The 17,653-nt window shown below is 67.2% G+C and carries 21 protein-coding genes; 10 read left to right on the plus strand and 11 right to left on the minus strand.

The genetic code is table 11. The features are described 5' to 3' along the window. Positions 1-203: 203 nt before the first annotated feature. Positions 204-1,331, plus strand: a complete 1,128-nt coding sequence (locus ACP693_RS10440; RefSeq protein WP_426017029.1) for an NADH oxidase — start codon at positions 204-206, stop codon at positions 1,329-1,331. A 200-nt stretch (positions 1,332-1,531) separates the two neighbouring features. Next, positions 1,532-2,335 (plus strand): SDR family NAD(P)-dependent oxidoreductase, encoded by an 804-nt coding sequence (locus ACP693_RS10445; RefSeq protein ID WP_426017028.1) that lies wholly within the window; start codon positions 1,532-1,534, stop codon positions 2,333-2,335. Positions 2,336-2,390: 55 nt separating this feature from the next. Here ACP693_RS10445 and ACP693_RS10450 read toward each other — a convergent pair whose 3' ends face one another. The 5 genes from ACP693_RS10450 to ACP693_RS10470 form a co-directional block, all read right to left on the minus strand. Next, positions 2,391-3,284: an SDR family oxidoreductase gene (locus tag ACP693_RS10450; protein ID WP_426017026.1), complete on the minus strand. Its 894-nt coding sequence runs from the start codon at positions 3,282-3,284 to the stop codon at positions 2,391-2,393. Continuing rightward, positions 3,277-5,124, minus strand: a complete 1,848-nt coding sequence (locus ACP693_RS10455) for a glycoside hydrolase family 15 protein (protein WP_426017024.1) — start codon at positions 5,122-5,124, stop codon at positions 3,277-3,279. Before ACP693_RS10455 ends, ACP693_RS10450 begins: the two co-directional genes overlap by 8 nt. Then, positions 5,121-6,110 (minus strand): SDR family oxidoreductase, encoded by a 990-nt coding sequence (locus ACP693_RS10460; protein ID WP_426017023.1) that lies wholly within the window; start codon positions 6,108-6,110, stop codon positions 5,121-5,123. The genes ACP693_RS10455 and ACP693_RS10460 overlap by 4 nt, the downstream gene beginning before the upstream one ends. Before the next feature lie 474 nt (positions 6,111-6,584). After that, on the minus strand, positions 6,585-7,031 hold the full coding sequence (locus tag ACP693_RS10465) for a hypothetical protein (RefSeq protein ID WP_426017021.1): 447 nt from the start codon (positions 7,029-7,031) through the stop codon (positions 6,585-6,587). A 1-nt stretch (position 7,032) separates the two neighbouring features. Beyond that, entirely contained in the window at positions 7,033-7,272 is a 240-nt protein-coding gene (locus ACP693_RS10470; RefSeq protein ID WP_426017020.1) for a hypothetical protein, read from the minus strand. Between the two features lie 273 nt (positions 7,273-7,545). Here ACP693_RS10470 and ACP693_RS10475 point away from each other — a divergent pair, with 273 nt between their 5' ends. The 7 genes from ACP693_RS10475 (at position 7,546) to ACP693_RS10505 (ending at position 11,585) form a co-directional block, all read left to right on the plus strand. Beyond that, positions 7,546-7,809, plus strand: a complete 264-nt coding sequence (locus ACP693_RS10475; protein ID WP_426017019.1) for a DksA/TraR family C4-type zinc finger protein — start codon at positions 7,546-7,548, stop codon at positions 7,807-7,809. A gap of 158 nt (positions 7,810-7,967) precedes the next feature. Further along, entirely contained in the window at positions 7,968-8,462 is a 495-nt protein-coding gene (locus ACP693_RS10480; RefSeq protein ID WP_426017017.1) for a hypothetical protein, read from the plus strand. Beyond that, on the plus strand, positions 8,459-9,622 hold the full coding sequence (locus tag ACP693_RS10485) for a TrbI/VirB10 family protein (RefSeq protein ID WP_426017016.1): 1,164 nt from the start codon (positions 8,459-8,461) through the stop codon (positions 9,620-9,622). Before ACP693_RS10480 ends, ACP693_RS10485 begins: the two co-directional genes overlap by 4 nt. After that, a complete protein-coding gene (locus ACP693_RS10490; protein WP_426017014.1) occupies positions 9,619-10,131 on the plus strand; it encodes a S26 family signal peptidase in 513 nt (170 codons plus the stop codon). The genes ACP693_RS10485 and ACP693_RS10490 overlap by 4 nt, the downstream gene beginning before the upstream one ends. Then, positions 10,128-10,745, plus strand: a complete 618-nt coding sequence (locus tag ACP693_RS10495; protein WP_426017013.1) for a lytic transglycosylase domain-containing protein — start codon at positions 10,128-10,130, stop codon at positions 10,743-10,745. Before ACP693_RS10490 ends, ACP693_RS10495 begins: the two co-directional genes overlap by 4 nt. Further along, complete coding sequence (locus tag ACP693_RS10500; RefSeq protein WP_159851504.1) at positions 10,742-11,011, plus strand: hypothetical protein; 270 nt, start codon at positions 10,742-10,744, stop codon at positions 11,009-11,011. Before ACP693_RS10495 ends, ACP693_RS10500 begins: the two co-directional genes overlap by 4 nt. Positions 11,012-11,090: 79 nt before the next feature. After that, positions 11,091-11,585, plus strand: a complete 495-nt coding sequence (locus ACP693_RS10505; protein ID WP_426029324.1) for a helix-turn-helix transcriptional regulator — start codon at positions 11,091-11,093, stop codon at positions 11,583-11,585. A 153-nt stretch (positions 11,586-11,738) separates the two neighbouring features. On the opposite strand, the gene ACP693_RS10510 is transcribed toward ACP693_RS10505, so the two are convergent. The 3 genes from ACP693_RS10510 to ACP693_RS10520 form a co-directional block, all read right to left on the minus strand. Then, complete coding sequence (locus tag ACP693_RS10510; RefSeq protein WP_426017009.1) at positions 11,739-12,014, minus strand: hypothetical protein; 276 nt, start codon at positions 12,012-12,014, stop codon at positions 11,739-11,741. 25 nt (positions 12,015-12,039) lie between these two features. Beyond that, a complete protein-coding gene (locus tag ACP693_RS10515) occupies positions 12,040-12,744 on the minus strand; it encodes an SOS response-associated peptidase (RefSeq protein WP_426017007.1) in 705 nt (234 codons plus the stop codon). Positions 12,745-12,853: 109 nt separating this feature from the next. Then, positions 12,854-13,276, minus strand: coding sequence for a VOC family protein (locus tag ACP693_RS10520; protein ID WP_426017006.1), 423 nt, complete (start codon positions 13,274-13,276; stop codon positions 12,854-12,856). Between the two features lie 336 nt (positions 13,277-13,612). Between ACP693_RS10520 and ACP693_RS10525 the strand changes: the two genes are divergently transcribed. After that, positions 13,613-13,861: a DUF6894 family protein gene (locus tag ACP693_RS10525; RefSeq protein ID WP_426019585.1), complete on the plus strand. Its 249-nt coding sequence runs from the start codon at positions 13,613-13,615 to the stop codon at positions 13,859-13,861. Between the two features lie 203 nt (positions 13,862-14,064). Here ACP693_RS10525 and ACP693_RS10530 read toward each other — a convergent pair whose 3' ends face one another. From ACP693_RS10530 to ACP693_RS10540, 3 genes are all read right to left on the minus strand, one after another. Then, complete coding sequence (locus ACP693_RS10530; RefSeq protein WP_426029318.1) at positions 14,065-14,397, minus strand: YdeI/OmpD-associated family protein; 333 nt, start codon at positions 14,395-14,397, stop codon at positions 14,065-14,067. Between the two features lie 262 nt (positions 14,398-14,659). Next, positions 14,660-16,297, minus strand: a complete 1,638-nt coding sequence (locus tag ACP693_RS10535; RefSeq protein ID WP_426017003.1) for a carboxylesterase/lipase family protein — start codon at positions 16,295-16,297, stop codon at positions 14,660-14,662. Next, a complete protein-coding gene (locus ACP693_RS10540; protein WP_426017001.1) occupies positions 16,297-17,622 on the minus strand; it encodes a spinster family MFS transporter in 1,326 nt (441 codons plus the stop codon). Before ACP693_RS10540 ends, ACP693_RS10535 begins: the two co-directional genes overlap by 1 nt. Positions 17,623-17,653 lie beyond the last annotated feature (31 nt).

Below are 17,653 nucleotides of genomic sequence, written 5' to 3' on the forward strand. Positions count from 1 at the left end.
GGAACGCTTTGCCACGACCGTGGGCGATGTCGTGGGGGCGTTGCAAGATGTCGAGCTGATCCAGGGTCCGTTCCAGCGAATGGCGCTCGGGGTGTTGCAACGGGCGCGTGGGCGCCCAGATCATGGCGGCTCGCCGATGGGCGCAACAGACGGCGACGCCGTCAGCGCCCTTCATTTTTTGGCCTCGACAAGGACCCTTCGCCATGACGCTCACCGCCCGGGAATTGCGATCGACAGTGGATGAGGACGGCGGCTTGACGCTGACGCTCGAGGACGTCGTCCTGGACGATCCCGCCCCCGACGAGATCGTTGTCCGGATCGAGGCGGCGCCGATCAATCCCAGCGACCTTGGTTTGCTGCTCGGCCCGGCGGACGCGGCGTCGGTCCGTGCGGAAGGTTCCGAGGGTCGGCCTCGCCTTCGGTTTGACATCCCCGACACGCGTCGCGGCGGGGTCGCGGGCCGGATCGGCCAGTCGCTCGCCGTGGGGAACGAAGGGGCGGGTACGGTCGTCGCCGCCGGTGACCAGGCGAAGGATTGGATCGGGCTTCTGGTCGGCATGATCGGCGGCGGCATGTACGCCGATCTGAAGAAGATCAGGACGCGCGACGCGCTGCCGATCCCCGAAGGCGTGACGGCCGCCCAGGGCGCAGCCCTGACCGTCAATCCGATGACGGCGCTCGGCTTCGTCGAAACCGCCCGCGCCGAGGGGCATTCCGCCATCGTTCATACGGCTGCGGCGTCCAGTCTCGGCCAGATGCTCCAAAGGATCTGCGCGCGCGACGGCGTGCCGCTCGTCAACATTGTGCGCTCTGGCGATCAGGTCCGTCTGCTGAGGGACATGGGGGCGACCCATGTCCTGAACAGCCGGGACGAGGATTTCCGAACGCAGCTGGTCGACGCCGTCACCGAGACCGGGGCGACGATCGCCTTCGACGCCATCGGCGGCGGTGGGCTTGGCGGCGAGATCATGCGGGCGATGGAGAAGGGCGCGGTCAACCGGATGACGGAGTACAGCCGATACGGCTCCACACAGTTCAAACAGCTCTATGTGTACGGCGCGCTCGATGCGTCGCCTATGGTCCTGGACCGGCTCGCCTTCGGCTTCCAGTGGAGCGTCTCCGGTTGGCTCCTGACACCCTTCCTGCAAAAGGTCGGAGCCGAGACCACGGCGCGCCTGCGCAAGCGCGTCTTCGATGAGCTGACGACCACCTTCGCCACGCGCTACACCCGCACGATTGGTCTGGCGGAGGCGCTCAAGCCTGAGGTTCTCCAGGCCTATGAGCGCAAGGCGACCGGCGAGAAGGTCCTGATCAATCCGACCTTGAACTAGGATGCATTCCCGACGGCGCGCTCCAGAAGCACATCAGGCCTCTCGGGCATTTCTCCGCCAAGACGCCGAACCGGGCGCCGATCGCTTCGGCGCCTGGTTTTCCGAGCGCCTTTTCGGCCAATGCGGCCCCTGACCCTCATTGTGGTGACGATGGGGACGGCCGACCATTTCCTTGACCGCGCACGAACAGGAGATTTCTGATGGACCTTGGGATCAAGGGGCGGATCGCCCTCATTTCCGGCGCCGATTCCGGCATGGGCAAGGAGACCGCTCGTCTTCTGCTGGAGGCCGGCGTTCGGGTCGCGCTGACCGACAAGCCGGATGGCACATTGGACGAGGCCATCACGGAGCTCTCTCCCCTGGGAGAATGCATCGGCGTGACCGGCGATGTCACCAAGGCCGAAGAGGTCTTGCGCATCTGGGCGGAGGTCCGGGACCGCCTCGGCGATCCCGACATCTACGTCAACGCCGCGGGTGTGACAGGGGCGACGGGAGACTTTCTCGAAGTGGACGACGCCGGTTGGCTGGAGACGCTGGATATCAACCTGATGGGCGCCGTGCGGATGTGCCGGCAGGCCATCCCGGCGATGCGCCGCGCAGGGTGGGGGCGCATCGTCCTGTTCGCCTCCGAAGACGCGGTGCAGCCCTATGTCGACGAACTGGCCTATTGCGCCTCCAAGGCCGGGATCCTCAGCCTCGCCAAGGGGCTGTCCAAGGCCTACGGCGGCGACAATGTCCTGGTGAACACCGTGTCACCCGCCTTCATCGCGACGCCGATGACCGACGCCATGATGAAGAAGCGCGCGGAAGAACGGGGCGAAACCTTCGAGGCGGCGATCAAGAGCTTCTTGAAGGAAGAGCGCCCCGGCATGACCCTGGATCGCCGAGGCAAGGCTGAAGAGGTTGCGGCCGCCGTCGCCTTTCTGTGTTCCGAGCGCGCCAGCTTCATCAATGGCGCGGGTCTTCGGGTCGACTCAGGGTCGGTCGCCACCATCGCCGGCTGATCAGGCGAAGAAGAAACAGATCGGCGGCGGGATTGTCCCGCCGCCGATGTCTTGATCAGGCGACGCCCATGCCGCCGGTGACGCCGAAGACTTCGCCGGTGATGTAGCTGCCTTCCTGGGACGCCAGCAGGACATAGACCGGGGCGATCTCGACCGGCTGGCCAGGGCGGCCCAACGGCACCTGTTCGCCGAACTTCATCACAGCCTCCTGCGGCTGGCCGCCCGACGACTGCAGCGGCGTCCAGAACGGACCCGGCGCCACGACGTTGGCGCGGATGCCCTTCTCGATCAGCTGCTTGGCCAGGGCCTTGGTGTAGGCGACGATCCCGGCCTTGGTGGTGGCGTAGTCCAGCAGAATGGCGGACGGTTCATAGGCCTGGATTGAGGCCGTGGTGATCACGGAGGCGCCCGCCGGAAGGTGCGGAACCGCCGCCTGGGCGATCCAGTGCATGGCGTACAGATTGGTCTTCAACGTCTTGTCGAAGTCCTCGGACGTGACCTGGGAGATGTCCTCGCGGTACTGTTGGCGCCCGGCGTTGATCACCAGAATGTCCAGTCCGCCGAGTTCCGACACGGCCTGTTCGACCATCTGTCGGCACCAGCCTTCGTCGGTGATGTCGCCCGGCAGGTCGATGGCCTTGCGGCCCTCGGCCTCGATCAGGGCGATGACTTCGGCGGCGTCCCGGCGCTCGGACGGCAGATAGGACAGGGCCACATCGGCGCCTTCACGCGCATAGGCGATGGCGGCCGCACGGCCGATGCCGCTATCGGCGCCGGTGATCAGGGCCTTGCGGCCCTTGAGCTTTCCAGCGCCCTGATAGCTCTCCTCGCCATGATCCGGTTTGGGGTCCATGGCGCGGGCCTCGCCCGGAACCGGTTGGGGTTGGCGGGGGAAGGGCGGCTTCGGATACTGGTCGCGCGGATCCTGCAGCGTCAGGCGGTCAGTCATGGAAGGTCTCCGTTTCGGGGGTGGGGGAGGGGGTCTGCGCCTTGCCGACCGCGGTCAGCGCGGTCAGGTGGGCGAGGTGGCTGAGGCCCTGTGGCATATTGCCAAGGTAGCCCCCGGTTTTCGGGTCGATCATTTCCGTCAGCATGCCCCAACGGCCGCCCAAGGCTTCGCGCAGGCCGTCGATGCGGGCGCGCGCCTTGTCCGGCTCGCCCAGCGTCGCCCAGGCCTCGGCGATCCAGAAGGAGCAGGCGATGAAACAACCTTCCTCGGCCTCCATGCCGGTGTAGCGATAGTGGAAGACGCCGGCGCCCAGTCGCTGGTCGAGCGCCTCCAGGGTGGACCGCAGCCGGTCCGCCCCGTCGAACCTGAACCGGACGGCCAGGGCCAGGGCGGCGTCCAGCTTGTCGCTGCCCGGATACATGACGAAGGCCTGGAGGGGTTCTGACCAGCAGTTGTCCTCGACCCAAGCGAAGATCCGGTCCCGCTCCCGGGACCAGCGGTCCCGGCAGGTCGTCGGCAGCTGTCCAGCGTCGGCCAGCTCGACCGCGCGAGCCAGAGCCTGCCAGCAGCTGATCTTGGACATGGTGTAGTGCTGCTCGTCCTCCAGCTCCCACATGCCGGCGTCGGGCTGACGCCAGGCGTCCGCGCACCGGTCCGCCAGTTCGGAAAGCTGCTGGGCGCTGGCGCTGTCGAGGATGTTGCCGCAGCCGACGAAACGCGACGCCGTTTCGAAGATGTCGCCGAACACGCCATGCTGGGCCTGATCCGCAGCCCGGTTGCCGGTGACGACGGGACGCGAGCCTTGGTAGCCCGGCATGTCCCAATGGGTTTCCGGCGGCACGATCTCGCCGTCCAGACTGTAGCAGACCTTGGCGCCGTGACGCTTCAACTGCATCAACAGCCAGCTGAAGGCGGCTTTGGCCTCCGCCTGGGCTCCGGCCGCCAGGAAGGCCTCGATCGTATAGCCGGCATCGCGCAGCCAGGCGTAGCGGTAGTCCCAGTTCTTTTCGCCGCCCAGACGCTCGGGCAGGGAGGTGGTGGCGGCGGCGGCGATGGCGCCGGACGGAGAGTAGAGCAGAAGCTTCAAGGCCAGGGCGCTGCGGATGAAGTCGTCGCGATAGAGGCCGGGACAGTTCAGTCGCGCCGCCCAGTCCCGCCATTCCTGATCCGACAGATCGATCCGGGCGTCGATCTCCGCGATGGACGGCGCGACCAGCGGCTCGTCGCGGCCCGCGACGATGGCCACCGTGCGCCGCTCCCCCGCGCTGACCGCGATCGTTCCGACGATGCCTTCATCGGACCATTCGCACGCGATGCGGGGATCATGGATGAACAGGCCAAGGACGCGCTCGACATGGAAGACGGTGTGGTCGCCGATCTTGGAATGATAGGGGTTGGCGGTGTCGCCTCGGCGCCCGGGACGCATCTCCAGGGCGAAGGTCGTTTGGCCCTCGAGGCCCTCGATGCGGCGGGCGAGTTCGCACCAAGGCAGTCGCCCGGCGGTTCCGCTGTTGAGACTCTCGGTCAGGCGGGCCCGACCCGAGGATGTGGTGAATTCGGTTTCGAGCACATTGCTGTCGGGGCGGTAGCGGCGCGTGGCCGTGAACGGCCCAATCGGCGAGATCGAGAACCGCCCGCCGTCGGGGTCAAGGAGGCGGTCGAAAAGCGGCGGCGCGTCGATCGCCGGCACGCACCACCAGTCGATGCTCCCGTCCAGCGCGGACAGGGCCACCGTTCGGCCTTCGCCCAGAACCCCATAGTCTTCGAGCGCGGCGTATCCATCGGGGCGGAGCGCTTCCGAGGAACGGCCGGGGTGGGGCGTAAAGGCCGTCGTGATCATCGTTTGGAGGATCCGATCGCGAAGCCTGTCGCCACGGCGAGGCTCGCCAGCGTGCCGCAAACCGCCCACTTGAGGGCGGCGACCTGGCGACTGGAGACGAAGCCGATCCAGGGTTTCACCACCCGCGCCGTGTCCGGCCCGTCAATCGCGGCTGGTCCTTCCTCCGGTTGGTCGAGATTGCCCAGGCGGGGCAGTTGAGCGTCGCCCTGTTGCGCCGCGATCATGCCTGCCGCCTTTCGGTCGGCCAACGCCGGCGTCAGGGTCTGGGCCAGACCCATCAGCCAGGTGGACCGTCCGACGAAGATTTTGCGGCTGGGCCTCCGGACGGCCGACCACACGGCTTCCGCGCAGAGACGGGGATCGAACAAGGGGTCAGGGATGACTTGCGCCCGATCGGTGCGATTGCGCGCCCACAGGGGCTGGGGCGTATTGACCGCAGGGAGGTAGACGGTCGTCAAGGTGATCTTCGAAGCGGCGGCGATGAGTTCGGCGCGAAGCGCCTCGGTGAAGCCGTCAACGGCCGCCTTGGCGCCGCAGTAGGCGGCCTGCAAGGGCGCCGGTCGGAGCGCGAGGCCCGAAGACATCTGGATGATCGCGCCCCGATCCACCGGGCGCATGGCGTCGAGCGCCGCCCGCGTGCCGTAGACTTGCGACAGGTAGGTGGTTTCGGTGACACGACGATAGTCGGCGTCGGTCAGGTCCTCGTCACGGCCGATCACCGTCGACATCGCATTATTCACCCAGACGTCGATTCCACCGAACGCTTGGGTGACCTCGTGGCCCACGCGCGCGACGAACTCAGGATCCGAGACGTCGCCCGCCAGGCCCATGGCGCGGCCGCCCGAACGTGTCAGCAGACTCACGGCGCTGGCGAGACGCTCGGCCTGTCTGGCGACGACCACGACTTGCCAGTCCGCCTTGGCGAAGCGCTCCGCGACCGCCAATCCGACGCCGGCGCTAGCACCGGTAATGACGATGACGGACATGGCGATCCTTCGGACTTTTCGTGTGGAACAGTGATTGCGGCGCGCGCCACGATCAGGGAGGGCTGGGACAACGGAGGGCTGTTGGGAAGGTTGCGGCGAGAGGCAAAACCGATCCGGGAATCGGGGCGCGTCGACGTCGCGCTCACGACGGCCAGACACTGCGATCTGACCCTGTCTCCCTCCCCGAGAAGCTAGAGGGACGCCAAGTTCTCTTGCGACGTCAGCAGGTCGCGCCGAGGGTTCAGCGGGTGCGCCGCAGATGACGATTTTGGTGAGACTTTCGCCTGACGATCATCGGGTCGACGCGACTGGCGCGCACCCGGCCGGACGCCCAAAGCGGGTTTTGCGAGCCGCGGATCTCAGAACGGCGAGACAGGCTCAAATGGACAAGGCGAGTCGTCCGCTGTCGAGCGCATGGCGTTCAGCCTGGCCCTAAGGCTTGAAGTCCGCAACGCGGGCGACGGCGTTCGCCCGTCAGGCCCGGGCCTTTTTCAGCTCTGCGGCAAGGGCCGTTCGGCTCCGCTCGTGATCGGTCTCAACACGTCGCCTTTCGGTCTCCAGGGCCGCCTGGCGCGCGTCGAGGTCGGCGAGCGCAGACTGATGCGTTTCATCCAACTCGGCGAGCGCCGCCTGCAGGGTTTCGATTTTGGCGCGCTTGGTCTTGGAGAGACCCACGGTCTCTTTCGGCCGCGCCTTGCCGATCTTGCCCACGTCGATGGCGAGGCCGCGGGTGATGACGTCGCCGGGCGAGGCGAGGGCCGCCTCATAGTCCGGTCCATCGCTAAGCTGGCTGGCCAGGCCCGTGGCGAACAAATCCTGTTTCGACCCCCAGGCGTCCAGCGCCTTGGGCCGGGAACTGGCGGCCACGGTGAAGGCATGAAAGCCGTCCGACCAGGTGAAGACCTTGAGTTTCGGCGCCATCTCAGTCGATGAGGCCCCGCCGTTGCATGGCGATGATCGTGGGGTCGGTCAGGGACGCGATCACCTCCATGTCGAAGGCGTCCTCGGCCTCCATCTCGTCGGCGAAGGCGCGCGGCGCGTTCGTCCGCAGGGTGAGAAGGCGCCACGACGATTGGATGCCTTTCTGCCGGCCGGCCAAATGTTCGACGCGCAGCAGCTTCACGCCGGCGCGCGATTTGACGAGGGTCTTGCGTATTCCCATGGTCCAGTCCTCCCGAACCAGAGCCTGACACGGCGTTATGCGATTGTGGAGTCGGGACCGGTTCGAACGACCCTCTCGTGTCGCGCGACCCAGACGGCCGCCTCCGGAGACGGGGGAGTTCATTTTCCAGGATCGGGGCCTAGGCAGGCCGATGATCTCGCGGCGTCGGTAAGCCCGATCTCCAAGGCCAGCCAGGCCCACCGGGTGGAACCTCGACGTCGGCCTGAGGCTTTTCCGAAGCAGGTGAAGACCTGATGGACTGGGAGAGGGCCAATGGCTGGCGGTTGGACGCGGGATGGAGCGGTTCTCGATCAGATCGAGGACACGGTGCTCGACGGCGTTCTCAATGCGCGGGCCCGCATCCCGATCGGCGAAGGCACTCTGGGCTGCGTCGAATGCGGGGACGAAATTCCCGAGGCCCGACGCAAGGCGATGCCCGGCGCGACGACCTGCGTGCACTGTCAATCCGGTCGCGATGGCCGCATCGCGCACTCGGCGATCAATCGCCGGGGGAGCAAGGACAGCCAGTTGCGATAGATCGGACGCCCCGGCCTGGAGGAGGTTTCGACCGGCGGGTGATCCGCACCGATCGCGATCGGCCAGCGGACCGCCAAAGGGAGGCGCGTCGAACCAGGTGAAGGAGAAAGGAAGGGTGGCGGCGGGCGCTCCGTGGTGGAGCGGCAAAGGACACCGCCATGACCCTCACGCTCGATCCGGCATCCGCTCGTCGTCGTCGCGACGTCGCAGGCGAAGCCCTCTCGATCTCGATACCCGACTGCGAAACCCGGGACGATCACAGTCTCCTCGCGCTGATTTTGGGCCGGTCCCAAGGCGATCCGGATCAGTTGGCAGTCGACCTCCTCGCGCGTTTCGGCACCCTGGGCGCCGTGGCGGCGGCGGACCCGTCAGAGTTGATGCGGCGGTTCCTGATGGGGCCCGCCGCCTTGTCCGACCTGAAGGTTCTGCGCGAACTGGCCGTGCGGCTTGTCCGGGTCGAGGCTTGCCGTCGCCCGGTCATCACCTCCTGGAGCGCGCTCCAGGCCTATGTGCGGGCGGCCATGGCGCATCTGCCCAGGGAGCAGTTCGGACTCTTCGTCGTGGATCGCGTGTTCGACCGGGCCGAGCTGCGTCTCGGAGACCGCCGGCCTCAGGTGGTCGTACTCCGCCGGATGCCGGGAGCGCCGACATGAGCGATACGAACCCGAACCCGCAGTCTGCTCCCGAACCGCTTGTTCGCGACAAGGAGCCCCCGCCGGGCCTGTCCGCGCGCGCGCCTCGACCCAGGGCCGTGCGGCTGCGCGGTTCCGTGGTCAGGCTGGTGATGGTCGGCGGTGTGGTGCTCGTGTCGGGCGCACTGGCCTGGGCTTTTGTCGTCCAGCCGGATCTGCGCCTCGCGGCGCGGGACAGGGCGGCCGAACACCAGCGTGATGAGGCGCGCCGAAACGTCCGGCCGGCGGATGCGGTCGCCGACCAGCCCGCCTCCTATGATCGACTGCCGCCTCCCCGCACGGCGCAGGCCCACGACCCGGCTGCGTCGGCTGAAACGCCTCTGCCTGAGGCTGCGCCAAGGGCCGTGCGTTACGACGCGCGACCGGCCGCCTCGGCGCCGAGCCCCCGGGCGCTCGCCGCCCAGTCCAGCCTCTTCTTCGCCGAACCGGCGGGCGGGGGCGAGAGCCGACGATCGGCCGCGGCGGCGCCCGAGCCGGTGACCGCTGCCTTAGGCCCTCCGGAGCGGCCCGGCGTCAACGCCGCCTACAATCCTCACCGGCTGACGGCGCCGGTCTCCCCTTACGAGCTGAAGGCGGGCGCCACGGTGCCGGCTGTGCTGCTGACCGCGATCGACACCGCGCGGCCTGGCCCCGTCGTGGCGACGGTGACTCAGAATGTCTTCGACACGATCTCGGGACGATATCTCCTCCTGCCCCAAGGGACGCGTCTGATCGGCGCGGCGGAAGGCGAGAGCCGGTACGGCGACCGGCGGGCCTTCATCGCCTGGGAGAGGATCATCCTCCCCAATGGCAAGAGCCTGTTGCTGGAGGACGAGGCGGGCGTCGACGCCCAGGGCGCCGTCGGGATCCGCGGACGGGTCGATCGCAGGCTCTTCCCCCTCGCGCTCGGCACCTTGTTCGGCGGGGCGATCACCGCACTCGGGCAGGCGGCGCGGGACGGCGATCGCGGCGGCGGTCTGCTGGGCGACGCCGGAGATGCGGCGGCGATCGAGGGCGCGCAGGTCGGCGGCCGGCTCGTGGACCGCGAGCTGAGCGTCCGCCCGAGCATCCGGCTGGACGCGGGGGCTCCTGTGCGGGTGATGATCACCCGCGACCTGGTTCTGGAGCCGTACCAGCCATGAGCGCGCCATCCGCTGTTGTGCGGCCTTGGGCGGCGCCGTCGGCCTGGGTCGGTCTGGTTGTCGGCTTGGGTCTGGCTGCCCATTACCCGGCGGACATAGCCCTGATCAACGAGAGTCCCAGCCTGCCGCGCGGCCTTTACGTGCGGGATTTCCGCGGACAACCGTCGCCGGGCGCGATCGTCGCCATCCCTCAGCCGGATGTGGCGCGCGCCTATCTCGGCGGTCGGGGCATGCCTGCGACCGTCCTGCTCATCAAGCGGGTGGCCGCGCGCGAAGGGGATCGCGTCTGCCGGACGGCAGGGCGGGTCGTCACGGCTGAAAAGACCGTGGTCGCAAGCCTTGTGGACCGCAACGGTGCGGCCTTGCCGCAGTGGCGGGGTTGTCGTGTGCTTGAGGGCGGCGAGCTCTTTCTGTTGGGGGACACGGCGGAGAGCTTCGACAGCCGGTATTTCGGGCCGGTCGACCGAGGGCGCGTGACCGGCGTGTATCGGGAGGCGGTGCTGTGGTGAGGCGGGCCATCGGCGCGGCTTTCGTCCTGTCGTTTGTCATCCTGGTTTCGGACGTTGGCGCGGCGCGGGCCCAGGTCGTCGACTGGTCCGCCGCCGGCGGCGGCCTGTTCGGCGTCGCGCCGGACGACGCGGACGCTGTCGCCGGACTGGGAGGACATGGCGACAGGGTCCCCGCGCTCCGCCAGCCGTATCATGCGGCTGTCGAGGCGGCGGCGCGGCGTCATGGCCTGGACGAGAAGCTTCTCCACGCGGTCGTCATTGTGGAAAGCGCCTATCGGCCCGAGGCCTGCTCGGTCGCCGGCGCCTGCGGCCTGACCCAGCTGATGCCGAGGACGGCCGCCGACCTTCAGGTCCGGGATCGTTTTGCGCCGGAGGAAAACCTGCGCGGCGGCGCCGCCTATCTGGCCCAGCAGCTGGTCCGGTTCGGCGACGTGCGGCTGGCCCTGGCCGCCTATAACGCCGGTCCCGCCCGGGTCGCGCGGGTCGGACGGATCCCCGACATCGCCGAGACCCGCCAGTACGTCGCGAACGTTCTGGACTGCTACCTCGCCCTGGCGGCGGGACGCAGGGTGTTCACCGTTCGCCAATGCCGGCCTCAGGGCGGCGCACTATGACGACGGAACCCCCTGGCTCGGCCCTGGAGGAGGGCGCGCTCCTGACGCGCGCGGAGGCCTCCGCCTTCCTGGCGCAGCGCGGCATCCGGCTCAAGCCGGCCACGCTGGCGCGGCTATGGTCGACCCGGTCCGACGGCCCGCCGTGCCGCCACGTCCGGTCCAAACCGCTCTATCCGCGCAATCTGCTCGAAGCCTGGGCGGCGAGCCAGGTGTCGGAGCTTCGCACCGGCGCCCCGGCCGCAGCGCAGGGCCGACGCCGTGGCTGATCGACGGCCGGACCGATCCGACGTCCCGGACCTCTTCGCCGGCATCCCGGAGGCGGCGAGGGGGCGCATCGTCACAGGGGTGATCCTGGAGCGCGTTGAGGCGCCGACGCCGGTCCGGCCTTCGAGAGGGCGGACGACTGCAATCCGGTCACACAGCTGGGGCCTTGAGCCCGGCGGTCCGGAGGACCGGCTTCTGCCCTGGCCCGAGGTACGCAAACTCGTCGGCTTCAGTCGGACGACCGCCTGGCGCATGCAGCGGGCAGGACTGTTTCCGGGGCCTGTCCCCGTGTCCCCGGGAAGGGTCGGATGGTGGGAAAGCGAGTTGAACGCCTGGAAGCAGGAGAGACGATCCGCCGAGCCGGTGATCGTCCGGCCGCCGGGCGAGGGGCGGCGTTTCAACCCGCCGAGCGCGCCGCGGTTGCCCGGCATGCCGCGATCGACGCGGGCGCTGCCGACCGCCCCGCCGCCGATGCGGTCGGTTTCGCCGCCGCTTCCGCCGCCCGTCGCCCCGGCGCGGATTGCGCGACGCCGGTCGCGGGATCCGGATCCTGCTCAGACGGACTTCGGCTTCTAGCGGGCTTCGTCACATCGGTTCCGGCTGTCGATCCCGACCGCGATCATCAGCGCCTTCATCCCGGGGTCGCTGATCCGGGGCCCCTCCGTCCATGGGATCTTTTAGAGCGGGTCACCAGGTCGCGTCGCCGCAATCGACGGCGGCCGAGACAGCCTAGGTCCGAGACGCCAGATCGCGATACGGTTGGCCTCGCTCGCCCGCCTCCGCGCGGGGCAAGACCCTGGAGACAACGCCCGCGCTCACCGCGACCTTGATGTCGCGAATACGGATACCGTCGACGATGGTCTTGGGTTTTGCGACCGGCATGTCCGCCAGTCCATTGACCCACTCGTCGGATCGGACTTCGATGAGACCGGGTCGTCTGTCGGAGTCTTCGCCGGCCGCTGTCTGCATCGCGTCGAGGGCGTCGTTCAGTTCGTCAGGCGTCATGAGCGCAGCTTCTAGGCCGAATCGTTCAGAGCGTCGCCAGCGCGCCGTCTGGTAGCGCGCGCTGCAGGGCGCTGGCTTCCGACCATGGTGCGGTCATCCAGGCTTCGATGTCATCCGGCTTGGTGAGGATCACCGGCATGGCCTTGGGGTGGACCGACTTCACCGGCTCGCTGGGATCGGTCGTGAGAAACGCGAACAGGTCGGCCTGCTCCCAGCCCTTCTTGATCTTGCGCACGCCCTCCCAGGCCGGGAGGTGGATGCCGGCGAAGAAGGCCAGGGGGTCGGGGTCGTCGCCCGCCAGCTTGAACCACACCGGCCGATACTTGCCCGCGTCGTCGCGGCCGGGTTCGCTGAAGGCGGTAAATGGAACGAGGCAGCGGTGCGACGGCTCCAGCCAGCGCTTCCAGTGGGTCGAGGCCGTGTTGCGGACGTTGGTCGTACCGCTATCCGGCTCGTTCTTCAGCAGATCCTGGAAGTCGAACTCGGTCGCCTTGGCCCTCAGCTTGTCCGCGCGTTTGGTCGCAGCCTCATAGATCGCCCTCGATGACGACGGCATGCCCCAGCGCGACAGCGCGAGTTCGCGCATCCCATCGGCGGCCGTCCTGACAATCGGGGCGGCGTAGTCGGGATAGACGTCACCCGGCGCCAGGTTGCCGACGGTCGAGCGCATGGCTTTGGCGATGTCGATGATCGCCTGAGGACCGGAGCGCTGGCGATAGAGGTTGCACATGGCGCGACGCTCGCACGGTGAGCCGGCTTTGGGGAGTCACCTGAGAGCGGACTGTCTCAACGTCAGCGGGGGGAAAGCGGACCTCCGACGAGGCCCGCCCCACCACGGCTTACAAGCCGAAGGTCACCATGCCTTGGTCGTCGATCCGCCATGCCGGGTTGAACGCGATCTCCCAAGAGTGGTCATCGGGATCAGCGACGTAGCCCCTAAATCCTCCTTGGGGGGGCGCATCGGCTTGCCGAAGAACTCGACCGCCCAAGCTTGCGAGCCGATCCATCAAGGGGGCGACGTCTTCTTGTTCACGGACGTTATGAGCGAGGCTGAAGGCGCCTGGGCGCTTCAACCCCTGCCGCTGCATGTCGCGTTCAAGGCCGCCATCAAGCCAAGTCCCCAGCATCATGCCGTTCATTTGATAGAAGACGATCTCTTCGTTCTCGAAGATGGGCGACCAGCCATATCCATCCACGTAAAATCGTTTGGATCGCGCCAGGTCGGCGACGCTCAGAGTGATGACCGAAATCTGCTGTTGCATGGTCCACGTCCTTTGCTCGCAGCCTGCACCATGCAAGCCGCGTTGAAGGTCGGGGGACTCGCCGCAGGTAGCGACGGACAGACCCGCTTTCGCGAGGACCGGGCTAACCACACCGATCTGCCTTTTTCGACGATCTTACAGTAGCGCAAACGACCAACTCAACAAGGTTGGCTGTGGTCGGTTTCAGTCAGGCGCCTTTGGGCCGGATGCAGACTTCGGCCTCCCGACCGAAAAAGCGCTGTCCTTTCTCAGACCTCGCGCAGCCCGCGCTGCCCCATCTCTTGGAATGGGTGGCTTTTGCCCGGAACCGAACTTCAGACCGGTCGTAATCAGGGAATGATTTTTCGCTTCGAAAGTGACGCTGGCGTCCATGGGCGCCAAAGCTGGTCCACAGAGCTTGCGACCGTTCGGGATGCGCAGATCCAAGCGATCCAAACACTCGGCGAGTTACTCAGCGAAGACGGGTCGCAGTTCTGGGTCGAAGAAGAAGTTTCGATGACCGTTTCTGACGAAGGCGGGCTCATCCTATTTCGGTTGGACCTTGGGGCCGTCATGGCTCCCGCTTTCCAGCGGCCGCCCGCGTAACGGCTCCGCCGGGTCATTGCGCCGCCAGCCGCCCACCCGTGGTTTCGCTTCCGACCCGCGTTAAGTCGCGGTCAGCTTCGAGGCGGCATCCTGATGGCCATTGCGGCGACCGCGTCATCCGCTAACCCACCCAAATACGGGGTAGGAGGGGAGAGGGGCACAAGCACTGTTACCGGGTCCGGCGCACTTGATCCCACAAATAGTTAGCCGCCTTCGTCGGAGGACCCGGTCTTTTGGCCGATCAAAACAGCCTGCTGCCAGCGACTGGGAGCCTTGTCAGTCCGGTGTATGCATCCCGCCCAGCAGCAGGGTCGCCTTTTGCCTTCCAACAATTCCTCGGACGTTCTTTCTATCCTACGCAACCGCGTCGTCGCCTGCTTGGCGTTGTCCACCCAACAGATGAACTCGTTTCGCGCGAGCGCGGTGAGGTCCGTCCACAAGTTGAGGACTTCAGGGTTCGAGCAGATGGCGGCTTCAAGGTCGGAGCCTGCTTTGTGGACAACGCCCTGCGGAAAATCGTCCATAATGGCTCTCATGAATCTTTCTGCGAGACACAGCCTTCAACAAAAGGGCGTGTCTGATCAACATCGCAGGAGTCTCGTCGGGGATGATAGCGTGATCGTCCGTAGCGGGCGGGGCCGGAATTAGACTTCTGAATGAAGAGACGATTTTCAGGCGCACGCCGACGCGTTTGGGGAAGGTGGCTGATGACCGTTTCTTGCGCGTTCGCGAGCTGATACGCGCGTGGTGGCTTCCTCAAGAACGTTTGTCTACGGGCTTGGGAGCCTGCTCTAACCCTTACTCTGAAGGGGCAGGAAGCGGCGGCGACGCCAAACCTGTGTTCCAGTTCCAGGGCTGGTTGGCGGCGGCGCGTCGGCGGACGGCTTCTTCGTGCAAATCGACCATACCGACAAACAGGTCGTGCTGGGGAGTGGCCATATCTGCGAAGCGCATGAATATGGCTTCGGAACCGTAGGGCTCCCAAACCGGCGCCGCATCTGCCCGAGGCTGTGCGTCGCGAACGAAGCCCGCCCAGTAGCTGACCATGGCGTCTGACAGACGGGTTTCGCGGTCGGTCTGTGGGATGCGCGGCCAGCGTAGCGGCGTGCGATCCAGTGTCCCAAACATGTAGGGCAGTTCTGCGGCGTGGAAGGCGTGGAGATTGGCGTCGTCCGCCGCCGGATAGCCGTGGTCGAACAGATAGAGAAAGGACGGTTGGCCCGCCGCCGTCTGCGACCGCACCAGCCGCTCCGACGTCCAGCCGTAGAGGGCGTCACGACTGTTCGCCAGGATGCTCTCGGCCATGTCCGAGGACGGATAGAGGCGCAGGAAGGCGTCTGCGAGATCGCCGTAGCGGTCTCGGATGGTCCGCTCGTAATCTGCGGCGCTGGCCGGCGTCGGCGGCGCCAGCATCCGCAGCGAGCGGATCTCACCGCTGTTGAAGCCGGCCAGAACCGGAACCTTCGCCTGTCGCCCCTGATCGAAGACATTGATCAGTTGGGCTGGCAGCACCTTGCCGTCGATCGCACCGAACGGCGAGAAGCCGCCGATGGCCGCGCGGTCCGTCAAGGTTTGCGGATCCATGCCGCGCAGCACGCGCAGGCTGGGCGCTTGCAAGGTTCTGGACAGTCCGGCGCCCGCGTCTTCCGCAGAGGGCGCGCCAAAGCGGGAGGTCTTCAACTCCGGCGTTGAAATCATATAGGCGCTCTGGGCGATGGCCCGGTCGAACAGACCCTGAGCCAGCGGGGAGGTCATGAGATAAAGGACGCTGAGCCCGCCGGCGGACTCGCCGGCGATGGTCACCTGGTCCGGGTCGCCGCCGAAGGACGCAATGTTGCGCTTGAGCCATTCCAGCGCCGCGACCTGGTCCATCAGGCCGTAGTTGCCCGAGATGCCGGCGGACGACTCCGCGCTGAGGTCCGGATGGGCCAGCCAGCCCAGCACGCCCAGGCGATAGTTGATCGACACCACGACCACGCCCTCGCGGGCCATCCGGGCGCCGTCATACAGGGTTTCCTTGCTGGATCCTGTGACCAGGGCTCCGCCGTGGATCCAGACCATCACCGGCGCCTTGCCGGCGGTTGACGGCGTCCAGACGTTCAGGGTCAGGCAGTCTTCGCTGGTTCGACCCAGGTCGGCGGAATAGATCGACTGGATAACCGGCGTGGGCTGGACGCAGGCGGGCCCGAAGGCGGTGGCGTCACGGACACCGTTCCACCTGGCGGCGGGAGCAGGCGGGCGCCAGCGCCTCTCGCCAACCGGTGGGGCGGCGTACGGAAGGCCTTTGAAGCTGAGGATGTCGCCATCGGCCTGGCCGCGCACTGCGCCTGCGGGCGCAGTGACGACGGGTGCGGTCTGGGCTGACGGCGCGGAGGCGCAGGCCATAAAGGCCAGGGCGGCGCCAGCGGCGGCGAAGGAAGGGACGAAACGGCGCATCAGGCGGCTCCAGCTTTCAAGGTCTTGCGTCCCAGCACCCGCGCCAGCCACAGGAACAGGCCGATGGCGACGAGATAGACCGGGATAAGGGTGTAGAGCGCGATCTGCAGCGAGTTTTCGGGATGGGCCGCGCGGAAGAAGTCGCTGGCGGCGCCGACGTAGGTGGGGCCCACGCCCATGCCGATGAAGTTCATCACCAGCAGCAGCAGGGCGCCCGACATGACGCGTTGGTTCGGCTTTACCTCTTCCTGCACCAGCGCCACCGACGACGATAGGTAGAAGTAGTTCAGGAAGTTCGGCCCCAGCATCAGCGCAAGGGCCAGCGGCCACGACGGCGCCCAGACGAAGGCGACGTAGAAGGGCAGGGCGAGGGTCAAGGAGATGGCCGGCAACAAGGCGTAGGCCTTGCGCGTACGCTTGGTGTATTTGTCGATCAGCCAGCCGGAGGCGAAGATGCCGCCCCCCATGCCGATGGCCACGACCAGGGCGTACCAAAGCGCCACGTCGCCGAGCTCCATCCCCTTTTCACGCATCAGGAACAGGACGGCGAAATTGCCCAGGCCATAGGTGACGATCTGTGTCACGCCGCTGCCCAAGGACGCCAGCACCAGGACCGGGTTGGAGAAGAACATCTTGACCGTATCCCAGAAGCCGGCCCGGACCGGAGCGGCGGCGGGCGAGGCGCCGGCGGCCATATCGAGGCCGCCTCGGCGAGGCTCCTTGACCAGGAGGGGCGTCACCACGGCGACGACAAGGCCGACGACGCCGATGGCGATGAAGGCGTCGCGCCAGCTGAAGGCCGCCGCCACCGAGGCTCCGAAGGCGATGCCGAGCGCAGCGCCGACCGGCGGACCGAGGTTGAAGATGCCCAGTGCCATGCCGCGACGGCCCGGGGGGAAATAGTCGGTGATGATCGCGTAGGACGGGGGCACGCCGCCGGCCTCGCCGAAGCCGACGGTCATCCTCGACACGGCCAACTGACCGAAGTGGCGTGACAGGCCGCAGGCGATGGTCGCCGCACTCCAGATGCCGCAGGCTATCGATACGACCATGACCCGGTTCGTCCGGTCGGCCAGCCAGCCGACGGGGATGGCGATGAAACAGTAGAAGAACGCGAAATACAGCCCGCCCAGCAGGCCCAGCTGTCCGTCGGTGATGTTCAGGGCGTCCTGGATGGGCTTGGCCAGGATCGACAGCAGCTGCCGATCAAGGAAGTTCAGCACATAGATGAACCACAGGACGCCCAAGGCGACCCAGGCGTTCTTTCCCACCGAGGGTCTGGCGGTGGCGGGCGGGTCTGCGGGTTCGATCGGCGTCGCGCTCATGGGTCGTTTCCTCAGGGTGCGGGCCTGCTGG

Origin of the sequence: Brevundimonas sp. TWP1-3 (genome assembly GCF_049896085.1) — a bacterium.
Taxonomy (GTDB): domain Bacteria; phylum Pseudomonadota; class Alphaproteobacteria; order Caulobacterales; family Caulobacteraceae; genus Brevundimonas.

Excerpts from the sequence above, each read along its gene's own strand:
- ACP693_RS10440 (WP_426017029.1), top strand. The coding sequence starts at position 204 with ATGACGCTCACCGCCCGGGAATTGCGATCGACAGTGGATGAGGACGGC.
- ACP693_RS10445 (WP_426017028.1), top strand. The coding sequence starts at position 1,532 with ATGGACCTTGGGATCAAGGGGCGGATCGCCCTCATTTCCGGCGCCGAT.
- ACP693_RS10450 (WP_426017026.1), bottom strand. The coding sequence starts at position 3,284 with ATGACTGACCGCCTGACGCTGCAGGATCCGCGCGACCAGTATCCGAAG.
- ACP693_RS10455 (WP_426017024.1), bottom strand. The coding sequence starts at position 5,124 with ATGATCACGACGGCCTTTACGCCCCACCCCGGCCGTTCCTCGGAAGCG.
- ACP693_RS10460 (WP_426017023.1), bottom strand. The coding sequence starts at position 6,110 with ATGTCCGTCATCGTCATTACCGGTGCTAGCGCCGGCGTCGGATTGGCG.
- ACP693_RS10465 (WP_426017021.1), bottom strand. The coding sequence starts at position 7,031 with ATGGCGCCGAAACTCAAGGTCTTCACCTGGTCGGACGGCTTTCATGCC.
- ACP693_RS10470 (WP_426017020.1), bottom strand. The coding sequence starts at position 7,272 with ATGGGAATACGCAAGACCCTCGTCAAATCGCGCGCCGGCGTGAAGCTG.
- ACP693_RS10475 (WP_426017019.1), top strand. The coding sequence starts at position 7,546 with ATGGCTGGCGGTTGGACGCGGGATGGAGCGGTTCTCGATCAGATCGAG.
- ACP693_RS10480 (WP_426017017.1), top strand. The coding sequence starts at position 7,968 with ATGACCCTCACGCTCGATCCGGCATCCGCTCGTCGTCGTCGCGACGTC.
- ACP693_RS10485 (WP_426017016.1), top strand. The coding sequence starts at position 8,459 with ATGAGCGATACGAACCCGAACCCGCAGTCTGCTCCCGAACCGCTTGTT.
- ACP693_RS10490 (WP_426017014.1), top strand. The coding sequence starts at position 9,619 with ATGAGCGCGCCATCCGCTGTTGTGCGGCCTTGGGCGGCGCCGTCGGCC.
- ACP693_RS10500 (WP_159851504.1), top strand. The coding sequence starts at position 10,742 with ATGACGACGGAACCCCCTGGCTCGGCCCTGGAGGAGGGCGCGCTCCTG.
- ACP693_RS10510 (WP_426017009.1), bottom strand. The coding sequence starts at position 12,014 with ATGACGCCTGACGAACTGAACGACGCCCTCGACGCGATGCAGACAGCG.
- ACP693_RS10515 (WP_426017007.1), bottom strand. The coding sequence starts at position 12,744 with ATGTGCAACCTCTATCGCCAGCGCTCCGGTCCTCAGGCGATCATCGAC.
- ACP693_RS10520 (WP_426017006.1), bottom strand. The coding sequence starts at position 13,276 with ATGCAACAGCAGATTTCGGTCATCACTCTGAGCGTCGCCGACCTGGCG.
- ACP693_RS10525 (WP_426019585.1), top strand. The coding sequence starts at position 13,613 with ATGATTTTTCGCTTCGAAAGTGACGCTGGCGTCCATGGGCGCCAAAGC.
- ACP693_RS10530 (WP_426029318.1), bottom strand. The coding sequence starts at position 14,397 with ATGAGAGCCATTATGGACGATTTTCCGCAGGGCGTTGTCCACAAAGCA.
- ACP693_RS10535 (WP_426017003.1), bottom strand. The coding sequence starts at position 16,297 with ATGCGCCGTTTCGTCCCTTCCTTCGCCGCCGCTGGCGCCGCCCTGGCC.
- ACP693_RS10540 (WP_426017001.1), bottom strand. The coding sequence starts at position 17,622 with ATGAGCGCGACGCCGATCGAACCCGCAGACCCGCCCGCCACCGCCAGA.